This window comes from Burkholderia sp. MBR-1, assembly GCF_013822785.1.
Classification (GTDB): Bacteria; Pseudomonadota; Gammaproteobacteria; order Burkholderiales; family Burkholderiaceae; genus Burkholderia; species Burkholderia vietnamiensis.
Genome location: NZ_CP053609.1, coordinates 1,364,400 through 1,376,037 on the forward strand (window position 1 = coordinate 1,364,400; position 11,638 = coordinate 1,376,037).

The 11,638-nt window shown below is 69.4% G+C and carries 10 protein-coding genes; 2 read left to right on the forward strand and 8 right to left on the reverse strand.

Features of this window, described 5'->3' with window-relative positions:
- Positions 1 to 73 precede the first annotated feature (73 nt).
- Entirely contained in the window at positions 74 to 958 is an 885-nt protein-coding gene (locus MBR110_RS06265; RefSeq protein WP_011885639.1) for a LysR family transcriptional regulator, read from the reverse strand.
- Positions 959 to 1,071: 113 nt separating this feature from the next.
- Between MBR110_RS06265 and MBR110_RS06270 the strand changes: the two genes are divergently transcribed.
- Positions 1,072 to 1,518, forward strand: a complete 447-nt coding sequence (locus MBR110_RS06270) for a multidrug/biocide efflux PACE transporter (protein ID WP_011885638.1) — start codon at positions 1,072 to 1,074, stop codon at positions 1,516 to 1,518.
- 36 nt (positions 1,519 to 1,554) lie between these two features.
- On the opposite strand, the gene MBR110_RS06275 is transcribed toward MBR110_RS06270, so the two are convergent.
- The 7 genes from MBR110_RS06275 to MBR110_RS06305 all read right to left on the reverse strand — a co-directional run bounded on the left by MBR110_RS06275 (position 1,555) and on the right by MBR110_RS06305 (position 9,927).
- Positions 1,555 to 2,763: a chromate transporter gene (locus MBR110_RS06275; protein ID WP_011885637.1), complete on the reverse strand. Its 1,209-nt coding sequence runs from the start codon at positions 2,761 to 2,763 to the stop codon at positions 1,555 to 1,557.
- A 194-nt stretch (positions 2,764 to 2,957) separates the two neighbouring features.
- The gene (locus MBR110_RS06280; RefSeq protein ID WP_059461263.1) at positions 2,958 to 5,297 is read right to left on the reverse strand and encodes a bifunctional diguanylate cyclase/phosphodiesterase; all 2,340 of its coding nucleotides are present in this window, start codon (positions 5,295 to 5,297) and stop codon (positions 2,958 to 2,960) included.
- 220 nt (positions 5,298 to 5,517) lie between these two features.
- Positions 5,518 to 6,399, reverse strand: a complete 882-nt coding sequence (locus tag MBR110_RS06285; RefSeq protein ID WP_014723426.1) for a PhzF family phenazine biosynthesis protein — start codon at positions 6,397 to 6,399, stop codon at positions 5,518 to 5,520.
- Positions 6,400 to 6,412: 13 nt separating this feature from the next.
- Positions 6,413 to 6,871 carry a RidA family protein gene (locus MBR110_RS06290; protein ID WP_011885634.1) on the reverse strand — a complete coding sequence of 153 codons (459 nt, stop codon included), beginning with the start codon at positions 6,869 to 6,871 and terminating at the stop codon, positions 6,413 to 6,415.
- Positions 6,872 to 6,912: 41 nt separating this feature from the next.
- Entirely contained in the window at positions 6,913 to 8,094 is a 1,182-nt protein-coding gene (locus MBR110_RS06295) for an aminotransferase-like domain-containing protein (RefSeq protein ID WP_011885633.1), read from the reverse strand.
- 153 nt (positions 8,095 to 8,247) lie between these two features.
- The gene (locus MBR110_RS06300; protein ID WP_059606825.1) at positions 8,248 to 9,156 is read right to left on the reverse strand and encodes a DMT family transporter; all 909 of its coding nucleotides are present in this window, start codon (positions 9,154 to 9,156) and stop codon (positions 8,248 to 8,250) included.
- Between the two features lie 75 nt (positions 9,157 to 9,231).
- A complete protein-coding gene (locus MBR110_RS06305) occupies positions 9,232 to 9,927 on the reverse strand; it encodes a VOC family protein (RefSeq protein ID WP_045578896.1) in 696 nt (231 codons plus the stop codon).
- A 193-nt stretch (positions 9,928 to 10,120) separates the two neighbouring features.
- On the opposite strand from MBR110_RS06305, the gene MBR110_RS06310 reads away from it, so the two are divergent.
- Positions 10,121 to 11,581, forward strand: coding sequence for an aminotransferase-like domain-containing protein (locus MBR110_RS06310; RefSeq protein WP_011885630.1), 1,461 nt, complete (start codon positions 10,121 to 10,123; stop codon positions 11,579 to 11,581).
- The last annotated feature ends 57 nt before the right edge of the window (positions 11,582 to 11,638 follow it).

The window sequence follows — 11,638 nt, forward strand, 5'->3', positions numbered from 1 at the left end:
GGGGCCGGCTGACGGGTTCGTGCCGCTCGGCGCGGCCCGGCGCTGGCGCCGACGCGGGCAGAGCGGCGCGCCGCTACGCGGCCAGCATCGCATCGAGCAGCCACGCGCCGGCCGGGCCGAGCGGCCGGTTGCGCGACCACACCGCATCGACGCGGACCCGGCGCGGCCAGCCGCGCGCACGCAATTCACACAGCCGGTCGCGCGCGAAGTGCTCGACCATCCAGCGCGGCAGTTCGGCCCAGCCGAACCCCAGCACCGCCATTTCCAGCAGCATCAGGTAGCTCGGCGCGAGCCAGCGCTGCGTGCCGACGACGATCCGGTCCTCCGCGCGCTGGTCCTCCGGTTTCACGTACGTGTTCAGGCGCAACTCGCGCGCGTCGCGCAGCGCCGCATGCGGCACCTCGGCGTCGCCGTAGGCGGCCAATGCATGCATGCGCCCGACGAACAGGCCGATCTCCGATTCCTCCGCGACCGTCGCCGCGCCGATATCGGCCGGGTAGACGGCCCGCGCCGCCATCAGCCCGAGCTGCGCGCGGCCTTGCTGGATCAGGTCGAGCACGTCGTCGTGCTCGGCGATCTGGCATTCGAGCTCGAGCGCCGGAAAACGCCGCTCGAGCGCCATCAAGGTTTCCTCGTAACGCTTCGACTGGTAGGTGTCCGACACGACCAGCGTCAGGCGCGCTTCCTCGCCGTGCGCGAGCCGCGCGGCGATGCGGTCGATCGCCGCGCCGGCCTCCAGCGCGCGCTGCACCTGCGGCAGCAGCGCGCGGCCGGCATCGGTCAGCGTCGGCGTGCGCGTCGCTCGGTCGAACAGCCGCACGCCGAGGTCGATCTCGAGGTTCGCGATCGCTTCGGATACCGTCGACTGGCGCTTGCCGAGCTTGCGCGCGGCGGCCGAGAACGAGCCGAGCTGGGCGGCTTCGGCAAAGGCGAGCAGGGCTTCGGGAGCGTGGCGCATGCGGCGGGTCTCATCTCGTTATATCGGCAAAACCGATGGTATCAAACTGGATGAGCGTCGTCGGACCGATCAGAATGGCCGCATCGGTTGAAACCAACGCATCGGAGGGAATCATGCAACAGACCAGCAAGACGCTGATGGAGCGCTTCGTTCACGCGCTGACGTTCGAACTCGTGGCGATCGCGCTGTGCGCGCCGCTCGGCGCGTGGCTGCTCGACATGCCGGTGTCGCACGTGGGCGCGTTGACGGTGATGGTGTCGTTGATCGCGATGGCGTGGAACATCGCGTTCAACGCGCTGTTCGACCGCTTCGAGCGCCGGGCGCGCGTCGCGCGTACGCTGCGCATGCGCGTCGTGCATGCGGTGGCGTTCGAGCTCGGCCTCGTCGCGATGGTGGTGCCGCTCGCCGCATGGTGGCTGAACGTCGGCATCGTCGACGCGCTGCTGCTGGATCTCGGCATCGTGCTGTTCTTTCTGCCGTACACGTTCGGCTTCAACCTCGCGTACGACGCGCTGCGCGCCCGCATCGTCGCGCGCCGCGTCGCCGCGCAGGCGGGCTGACCGCGCGCCGGCGGCGCACGGCGCGGCGTCAGTAAGTCAGTGCGCGGCGGCCCACAGCCACGCGCCGCACGCGATCGCGACCGCCCCGTACACCGCATACACGGGCGCCTTGAAGCGCGCGAAGCACAGCGTCGCGAACGCGCCGGTGAGCCAATAAACGGGATCGACCGGCTCGCGATGCAGGATCTTGACGACGGCGACGACGAGAAAGCCGGTGGTTGCCGCACGCAGCAGCCGCATTCCGTGCTCGAAGCGCGAATGGCGCTTGAGCCGCGACAGGTGGTTCTGCGCGAACACGACCAGACACCCGGACGGCACGAACAGCGCGGTCGTCGCGAGCAGCGCGCCGAGCCAGCCGTCGGTCAGATAGCCGAGAAACGGCACGACGTTCAGCAACGGGCCGGGCGAGACCGGCGACAGCGCGAACGCGAGCGTGAAGTCGTGATCGGAGATGCCGGTCGCGGGCGACACGAACAGCGTCTTGAGCACCGGCAGCGCGGAGAAGCCGCCGCCGAACAGCGTCATGCCGGCGCCGGCGAGCCGCGGCCACAACAGCGTCGCCTGGTAGTCGCCCGGCAGCGGCACGGCGAACACCGCGACGAGCACGGCGAGCAGCACGAGCAGGTTGCGATCGCGCGCGGACAGCGTGAAGTCGACCGCCGCGTGTTGCGGCGGCCCACTGAGCCAGCCCGCGGCGAACGCCGCGAACAGGATGCCGACGAACGCGGCCGGGCTGTGCGCGAAAGCGAGCAGGATCGTCGACAGCGCGGCGATCAGCTGCTCCAGCGGCGTGCGAGCGAGCGTGCGCAACTGCTTGAGCCACGTGACGCCGATCAGCGCGGCCAGCACCATCCCGAAGTGATTGATCAGCATCGGCGTGGTCAGCGAACGCACGATCGGCGTGCGATAGAACGCCGCGAACAGCGTCATCAGGAGGAAGAACGGCAATACGCTCGCGATGCCGGCGATCCATGCGCCCACGCGGCCGTGCAGCGTCTGCCCGACCTGGATCGCGACATTGCAGCCGACCGGGCCCGGCACGAGCCATGCGAGCGCGACGAGATCGGCGAATACCTGCGGGTCGATGCGCTGCAGGCGGTCGACATAGTGGCGTTCGAGTTGCGCCATCATCGACAGGCCGCCCCAGGACACGGCGGAAATGCCGGCGACGACCTTGAACAGGGTCCACAGCGACGCCTGAGCCTGATCGATACGTTCGGCCGCTTCGACTTCGACGGTAGTCATGACGAGTGCAGTTGGCGCCGGATCCGGTCGCGCGTGAGGGCGTGCCGGCGGAGCGCCGGCACGATGGCCCTCCCGATTGTCCGCCGCGCATCATGACACTGCCATGCGCGAAAACGCTAATTAATGAACTAAACAACCGGATCGGAAACCGAAACAATCGGCATGCAGCGCAACGCGCCGCGTATGGCGGAACGTCAGGTGCCCGTGCTGCCGGCGGCGCGCAGCGCGCCGCCGCTCGACCCGCCGCCGTACACGCCGTAGCGGGCGATCAGGGCGGGGATCGCGTCGGCCGGCACCGGCCGCGAGAACAGGAAGCCTTGCGCTTCGATCTCGCCGAGCGCCGACAGCCACGCGATCTGCTCCTCGGTCTCGGTGCCTTCGACGACCACCGTCAGGCCGAGCGAGCGCGCGAGATGCACGATCGACGACACCATCACGCACACGCTGCGATCATTCGGGATCGCCTGCACGAACGAGCGGTCGACCTTCAGCGTATCGACGGAGAAGCGGTGCAGGTACGACAGCGACGAGTAGCCGGTGCCGAAATCGTCGAGCGCGATGCGGATGCCGAGCTTCTTCAGCGCGACGATCTTCTCGGACACCAGCTCCGGATATTCCATCATCGCGGTCTCCGTGATCTCGAGTTCGAGCCGGCTCGCGTCGATGCCGGTGTCCTGCAGCGCCTGCGAAATCGTCTCGATCAGGTCGCCGCGCCAGAATTGCACCGGCGAGATGTTGACCGCGAGCGTCAGCGTGTCGTGGCCGTCGTCGCGCCAGCGCGCGAGCTGCTCGCACGCAGTGCGGATCACGAAGTCGCCGATCGGCACGATCAGCCCGGTCGATTCGGCCGTCGAAATGAATTCGTTCGCGGAGATGATGCCGTGTTCGGGGTGGTCCCAGCGCGCCAGCGCCTCGAAGCCGGTGATCGTGCGGTGGGTGAGATCGATCTTCGGCTGGTACGCGAGGAACAGCTGCGCTTCGGCGAGCGCGACGCGCAGCTGCTGTTCCCAGCGCATCAGGTGATCGGCGCGGTGCGACAGATGCGGCGCGTAGAACTGATAGCAGTTCTTGCCGGCGTCCTTCGCGCTGTACATCGCGAGGTCGGCCTTCTTCAGCAGGTCGATCTCGCTTTCGTTCGCGACCGTGTGCAGCGCGATGCCGATGCTGGCGTGCAGCACGAACGAGCTGCCGCGCACGTCGAACGGCTCGGCGAACATCCGGATCACCGATTCGGCGAGCCGCACCGCGCGGCGTTCGATGTCGTCGCCCTTCATCACGACGACGAACTCGTCGCCGCCGATCCGGGCGAGCGAGCCCTCGTCGCCGACGGCGTCCGACAGGCGCGACGCGGTCATCTGCAGCACGATGTCGCCGGCGTTGTGGCCGAGCGTGTCGTTGACGGTCTTGAAGTTGTCGAGGTCGATGAACAGCAGGCCGAGCCGCGACAGGCTGGCCGGCATCGACACGTCGTTGCGCAGCCCGCGCAGCGTCGCGTAGCGGTTCGCGAGCCCGGTCAGCAGATCGTATTCGGCGAGTTGCGTCATTTCGCGCTCGCGGCCGAGCAGCTTGCCGATCAGCCCGGTCGCGACGCCGAAGAACGCGAGCATCGCGAGCGTGATGAAGCTCGTCATCAGCAGATAGACGTTGCGCGTGTGATAGTAGTCCGCGAATTCTTCCCGCTGCGACAGCCCGACCATCACCGCGAGCGGATAGCCGTCGAGGTGGCGGTACGACACGATGCGCGTGACGCCGTCGATCGGGTCGACGATCGTGCCGGTCACGCGCTCGGCGATCGGATAGACGCCCGAGGCGGAGAACGCGCCCGGCGCGTTGCTGAACGAGCCGGTGCGCCGCGCGAGCACGGCGCCCGTGTCCGACACGACGGCGATCACGCCTTCCTTGCCGATCGCCGCGTTGTTGTAGAAGTCGTTGGTGAAGTAGCTCGGATCTTCGGATACCACGACGATGCCCGCGAAGCTGCCGTCCGGGTTGTTCAGGCGACGCGTCATCTGCAGCGTCCAGTGGCTCGACACGCGGCCGAGCACGGGCTTGCTGATGTACAGACGGTCGTCGTTGTGCGCGAGATGGACCTTGAAGTGCTCGCGATCGGCGAGGTTGATCGGCTTCGGATGCGGTTCGGTGGTGTTCGCGAACAGCACGCCCTTGGCGTTGACGAGCGATACCTGGATCAGCGTGTCGCTGGGCACCACGCCTTTCTCGACCGCGCTCGCGAGATTGAAGCGCGCGGGCGACTTCTCGAACTCGAACTTGACGAAGCGGGTGATCTGGTCGACCTGGTGAATCGCCTTCACCGTGTGCTGTTCGAGCGCGGACGACAGGATCGCCGCGGACGCCGCCGCTTCCTTGTACGCGCTGTCCTTCTCCACCGACAGCCGCGCGACGATCACCGCCCACAGCAGTGCAAGCGCCAGCATCCCGAGCAGCGGGATGGCGAACAGCGCACGCCGGCGCGACCTACGCGGCGCGCGCAGCGGCCGCGTCGGCGGCGTGTGATTTGACCGGGCGGAGCTCATCGAAGAGGGCGGCGTTCTGCTCGCGTGCGTCATCCCGTGTCGGGATGGTCGGCTAGGGTTGGGGCGCACCGGCGTCTGTTCGTTCGCGGGATGCGCAATCAAGGACAGACCCGCCGAAGCGACGGATTAGGCCCGATATTACTGGCTGGAACGCTTTTGCGATAGCCGGGGAATCGTAGGGGGCACCGGCATCGCCGGCGCCGTCGCACATTGCGAAACGTCAGGCGGGCAGGGAGAAGGTGCCGTCCACGATCGTGACGACGTTGCCGCCGATCCAGATCGTGCCGTCGTCGTCGTAGCGTACGGCGATGCGGCCGTCGCGGCCGATCGCGGTGCCCTGGCGCGCCGTATACGACGCGCCGGGCCGCCGTTGCTGGCGGCTCAGCAGGCCGGCGATCGCGGCGTTGGCGCTGCCGGTGACCGGGTCTTCGCCGGTCGCGAAGCCGCCGCCGCTCATCAGGCAGCGAATTTCGAACGTTGCCGGGCCGCCGTCGGGATGCGGCGCGTAAGCGGCGAGCCCGTGCGTGCCGTAGCGGTGGGTGAGCGCGGCCAGCGCGGCCGGATCGGGCGCGAGGCCGACGCACGCGTCGGCCGACGTCAGCCGCACGACGAGCCACGGCGCGCCGTTGTCGACCGCGCACGGTTCGGCGTCCGGATCGATCGCGTCGCTGCGCAGCGCGGCTGCCAACGCCGGGTAGTCCGAACGGTCGAGCGGCGTGAAGCGCGCCGGCGGCGCGGCGAAGGCCCAGCCGTCGGGCTGCTCGCGCAGCTCGACGCGGCCGACGCCGCACTGCTGGATCAGCCGGCCGGGCGTGCGCGGCCGCGCGCCGCTTTCGAGGAACGCGTGCGCGGTGCCGAGCGTCGGATGACCGGCGAACGGCAGTTCGCCGCCCGGCGTGAAGATCCGGACGCGATAATCGGCCTGCGGATCGCTCGGCGTGCAGACGAACGTGGTTTCCGACAGGTTGGTCCAGCGGGCGATCGTCAGCATGTCGTCGTCGCCGAGCGAGTCGGCGTCGAACACCACGGCGAGCGGGTTGCCCTTGAACGGTACCGACGTGAAGACGTCGACCTGTTTGAAACGGACGCGGCGGCCGGTCATCGCGATGCGCGCGTTACGCGACTTCGGCGATCAGCTCGATCTCGACGCACGCGCCGAGCGGGATCTGCGCGACGCCGAACGCCGAGCGCGCATGCTTGCCGGCGTCGCCGAACACTTCGGCGATCAGCTCCGACGCGCCGTTCGTGACGACGTGCTGCTCGGTGAAGTCGAGCGTCGAGTTGACGAGGCTCATCAGCTTCACGATGCGCGTGACCTTGTTCAGGTCGCCGGTGTGAGCGTGCAGCGTCGCGAGCAGGTCGATCGCGATCGAGCGCGCGGCCGCCTTGCCGTCTTCGGTGGTCAGATCGGCGCCGAGCTTGCCGGCCCAGACCTTGCCGTCCTTCTTCGCGATGTGGCCCGACAGGTACACGGTGTTGCCGCTTTGCGCGCTCATCACGTAGGCGGCGGCCGGTGCGCCGGCGGTCGGGAGCTCGATGCCGAGCGACTTGAGCTTGTCGTAGACGTTAGCCATGAATTCGATTCCTCGTAGAGAGTCGTGACAGGTGAAAGGGGTCAAAGGCGCTCGCGCAGCAGCTTGCCCAGGCGCGCGACGCCTTCCTCGATCTTTTCCGGCGGCACCGTCACGAACGACAGGCGCAGCGTGTTGCGCTGCGCGTCGTTCGCGAAGAACGGCGCGCCCGGCACGAAGGCGACGTGGTCGGCGACCGCCGCCTCGAGCAGCTTCATGCTGTCGATCTGCGCGGGCAGGTTCACCCAGATGAACATGCCGCCTTCCGGGCGGTTCCACGTGACGCCTTCCGGCATGTGACGCGCGAGCGACGCGAGCATCGCGTCGCACTGCGCGCTGTACAGCTTGCGGATCGTCGGGATGTGCTCGTCGAGGAAGCCGTCCTTGATCACTTCGTGCGCGATGCGCTGCGTGAGCGTCGGCGTGTGCAGATCGGTGGCCTGCTTGGCCTGCACGAGCTTGAAGTGCAGCTCCTCGGGCGCAATGATGTAGCCGAGCCGCAGGCCCGGCGCGAGCACCTTCGAGAACGTGCCGAGGTGGACGACGTGATCCGGCGCCATCGACAGCATCGTGGGCAGCGGCTCGCCCTGGTAGTTCAGCGCGCCGTAAGGATCGTCCTCCAGCACCGGGAACGGGCTCGATTGCGCGAACGCGGCGAGCGCGCGGCGGCGCTCGACGGGCAGGCGGCGGCCGGTCGGGTTCTGGAAGTTCGGTTGTGCGTACAGCAGGCGCGCGCCCTGGGTCAGGGCCGGCGTCAGGCCTTCCGGCAGCAGGCCCTGCTCGTCGGTCGGCACCTGCACGTAGCGCGGCTCGTACAGCGAGAACGACTGCAGCGCGCCGAGGTAGGTCGGGGTTTCGACGAGGACCGGGCTGTCCGGATCGATCAGCGCCTTGCCGAGCAGGTCGAGCGCCTGCTGCGAGCCGGTCGTGATCAGCACCTGCGACACGCGCACGCCGTAGCGCTCGGCGATCCATTCGCGCAGCGGCAGGTAGCCTTCGGTCGCGCTGTACTGGAGCGCGGCGGCCGGCGCGTCGCGCAGCACGAGGTCGGCGGCGGCGCGCATCCGTTCGGCCGGGAACGTGACGGGGGCGGGCAGGCCGCCGGCGAACGAGATGACCTCGGGGCGTTCCGTTACCTTCAGGATCTCGCGGATCGCCGAGCTGGTCAGCTTGCGGGCGCGTTCGGAAAGCTGCCAGTGCGGCGGGTGCAGGTCGCTCGGATTCATAGTCTCCTCGTTCGGATATCGGGGTAAGTCAAGAAAGGTCGGGTCGGGCTGATGGCGTCGCCGCCGCCGGGTGGGCGTGCGGGAGCGCGCTCTGGCCTTCGCGGCCGGGTGGGCAGAACCGTTCAGGCAAAGCGAACATTATGGCGCACCTCATCAGCCGGCGCGAGCGGGACGCGCGGCCATGGCCACCGCCGAGCGGCGGCCGAGCATCACGGTCGCGATCACGGCGGCCGCGAACAGCCACGTGGCGGGCGTTACCGTTTCGCCGAACAGCAGCGCGGAAAACGCGATCGTGAAGAAGATCTGCAGCAGCTGCACCTGGCCGACGCGGGCGGTGCCGCCCATCGCGAGCCCGGCGTACCACGCGAAAAAGCCGATGAACTGCGAAAACAGCGTCACGTAGCCGAACGCGAGCCACGTGCGTAGCGCGAGCGGCGCCGGGTGCGCGACGTGCTGCGCCCACGCGAGCCAGCCGACCGGCAGCACGAGCACCGGCGCGGACACGACCAGCGCCCAGCAGATCACCTGCCAGCCGCCGATCTGGCGCGCGAGGCGCGCGCCTTCCGCATAGCCGAGCGCGCCGATGCCGACCGCGACGAGCATCAGCGCATCGCCCGCCTGCACGGTGCCGCCGCCGTCGCGCAGCGCGAACGCGATCACGAGCGCGCTGCCTGCCAGCGCGCTGGCCCAGAACGCCTTCGACGGCCGTTCGTGCGACAGCCACGCCGCGTACAGCGCGACGAACAGCGGCTGCAGCCCGTTGACGACGGCGCCGTGCGACGCCGGCACCGTCTTCATCGCCCACGCGGAGAACACCGGATACGCGACGATCACGCCGGCCGACACGACGGTGAGGCTTTTCAGCTGCGCGCGCGTCGGCAGCCGCTCGCGGCGCCACCACAGCAGCAGGCCGGCCGGCACCGACGCGGCGAGCGCGCGGCCGAGCCCGTTCAGAAGCGGATTGAGCTCCGAGACGACGATGCGCGTCATCGGCAGCGTGAGGCTGAAGATCATCACGCCGACGAGGCCGAGCAGCATGCCGCGGGTTTCGCGGGAATTCATCAGGTAGGTGCTCCTTATCGGCGTATCGGTGTATCGCTGTAGCGGCGGGTTTCGTGAGCGGGCGCGCGGCGGCGTTCAGCGCAGCGTGCGGGTGCCGTGCGGCGTATCGAAGTGCGCGACGAGGGCGGGCAGCCCGTCGCCGGCTTCGACGCCGAGCAGGTGAGCGGCGCCGAGCCAGTCGAGCTGCTCGCGGATCGCCTCGGCACGCGGATGGACGCCCTCGAGCGACTTCAGCGCGACGCCGGTGTCCGGCAACGAGGCGGCCGGGTGCTGCGCGCTGTCCCACTGGATCAGCGACGGCACGAGGCCGTCGCCGGCGCCTTGCCAGGCGGGGAACGCGCCGTCGTCCGGCACCGTCAGGCCCCAGCTGAGGTCGCCGCGGCGCATCGCCACGACCGGCGCGATCCGCTCGGGGTACTGGCTCCCCCACAGCGCGAGCGAGCGCGGCCGGTCGACGCGCGCGACCCAGTGCGCGAGGAACGGACCGTCGGCGAGCCGTGCGTGCATCGCCGGATCGTCGAGCGCGAACAGCCGCGGGCGCGGCGGCGTCGAGTCGGGGGCAGCCGTGTCAGGCGCGTCGGGGTCGATCGCGATCACTTCGACGTACAGCCCGCCCCATGCGCCGAACAGCGCGTTGTGGGTGCGCATCAGCGGATGGCGGCCGCCGCCGGACGGTTCGATGCCGAGCGCGCGGGCGACATGGCGCACGCCTTCGTCGAGCGTGCGCGCAGCAATGACGAGATGGTCGATGGACAGGGAACGGGAGGGCATGAACGTCGGTCGGGAAAGGAGGGTGTCACGGTGGGCGGTCGGTCGCACGGCCGGCCGAGGCCGCAGGCGCCGCCGATGCGGCACGCCCGCGATGGCCGCACGATCGCCATTGCGGACAACTGTAATCGTCCGGACCGGCACAGTAACGGTACAATCGGCGCGATAGCCTTCGGTACAGTTGGAGCTGCCGCCCATGTCCACCGTCCCACTCGCCCAGATTCCCGCGCCGCACGACACGGCGACGCTCACGCTCGTCGACCAGCTCGTCCAGTGGGCGCGCCGCCGCATCGACGAACGTGTGTTCCGGCCCGGCATGCGGATGCCGTCGATCCGCAAGCTCGCGCTCGACAAGAGCGTGTCGCGCTTCACCGTCGTCGAGGCGTACGAGCGGCTGGTGGCGCAGGGCTACCTGGACTCGCGGCGCGGCTCCGGCTTCTACGTGAGGGAACGCACGGCCGCGGGCCCGCAACCGGCCGACCACGTCGGCCGCGCGGCCGAGGCCGTGCCGGTGCACAACACGATCGACGTCGTCTGGCTGCTGCGCAACATGCTGCACACCGTCAGCCCGGAGAAGGGGCCGGGCCTCGGCTATCTGCCGGCCCGCTGGCTCGACGGCGAGCTGATTACCGGCGCGCTGCGCGCGCTCGGGCGCCAGTCGGGCGCGCAAATGCTCGGCTTCGGCACCGCGCAGGGCTTCCTGCCGCTGCGCCAGCAATTGCAGACGCGCCTCGCCGAAGTCGAGATCGGCGCCAAGCCCGAGCAGCTGGTGCTGGTGTCGGGCATCACGCAGGCGATCGACCTGATCTCGCGCATCTACGTCCGGCCCGGCGACGCGGTGATCGTCGGCGATCCGGCGTGGTTCCAGATGTTCGGCCGCTTTGCGGCGCAGGGCGCGCAGCTCGTCGGGATGCCGTACACGCCCGACGGCCCCGATCTCGACGCGCTCGAGACGCTCGTGCAGATGTGGCGGCCGAAGATGCTGGTGATCAATTCGGTGCTGCAGAACCCGACCGGCACGTCGCTGTCGGCCGCGCAGGCGTTCCGCATCCTGAAGCTGGCCGAGGCGTACGATTTCCTCGTCGTCGAGGACGACGTGTACGGCGACCTGTGCCCGCCGAGCTATCCGGCCACGCGGCTCGCGAGCCTCGACCAGCTCAAGCGCGTCATCTACCTGGGCAGCTTTTCGAAGACGCTCGCGGCGAACCTGCGGGTCGGCTACGTCGCGTGCGCGCCGGAGATCGCGAAGGCGGTGACCGACCAGAAGATGCTGGTCGGGATGACGACGCCCGAGCTCAACGAGCGCGTGCTTTACAAGATCCTGACCGAAGGGCACTACCGGCGCCACGTCGAGCGGCTGCGCGCGCGGCTCGACGGCGTGCGCGACAAGACCGCGCGGATGCTGGAGCGCACCGGGCTGCGGCTCTTCACGATGCCGGCGGCCGGGATGTTCCTGTGGGCCGACACGGGCGTCGATTCGGACGCGCTCGCGGCTGCCGCGCACGAGGCAGGTTTCTTGCTGACGCCCGGCAGCCTGTTCTCGCCGCAGCAGTCGACGTCGACGTGGACGCGCTTCAACGTCGCGAATTGCGGGGATCCGGCGCTGCCGGGGTTTCTCGCGCGCTATATCGAGTCGGCCGCGCGACGCGCATCGTGACGCTGCGGCGGCCGCCCCCTTGAAAACCGGGCGGCCGTCCCCAGATTTGCGCGCACA

Coding starts and splice junctions, on each gene's coding strand:
- MBR110_RS06265 (WP_011885639.1), bottom strand. CDS start 958: ATGCGCCACGCTCCCGAAGCCCTGCTCGCCTTTGCCGAAGCCGCCCAG.
- MBR110_RS06270 (WP_011885638.1), top strand. CDS start 1,072: ATGCAACAGACCAGCAAGACGCTGATGGAGCGCTTCGTTCACGCGCTG.
- MBR110_RS06280 (WP_059461263.1), bottom strand. CDS start 5,297: ATGAGCTCCGCCCGGTCAAATCACACGCCGCCGACGCGGCCGCTGCGC.
- MBR110_RS06285 (WP_014723426.1), bottom strand. CDS start 6,399: ATGACCGGCCGCCGCGTCCGTTTCAAACAGGTCGACGTCTTCACGTCG.
- MBR110_RS06300 (WP_059606825.1), bottom strand. CDS start 9,156: ATGAATTCCCGCGAAACCCGCGGCATGCTGCTCGGCCTCGTCGGCGTG.
- MBR110_RS06310 (WP_011885630.1), top strand. CDS start 10,121: ATGTCCACCGTCCCACTCGCCCAGATTCCCGCGCCGCACGACACGGCG.
- MBR110_RS06275 (WP_011885637.1), bottom strand. CDS start 2,763: ATGACTACCGTCGAAGTCGAAGCGGCCGAACGTATCGATCAGGCTCAG.
- MBR110_RS06290 (WP_011885634.1), bottom strand. CDS start 6,871: ATGGCTAACGTCTACGACAAGCTCAAGTCGCTCGGCATCGAGCTCCCG.
- MBR110_RS06305 (WP_045578896.1), bottom strand. CDS start 9,927: ATGCCCTCCCGTTCCCTGTCCATCGACCATCTCGTCATTGCTGCGCGC.
- MBR110_RS06295 (WP_011885633.1), bottom strand. CDS start 8,094: ATGAATCCGAGCGACCTGCACCCGCCGCACTGGCAGCTTTCCGAACGC.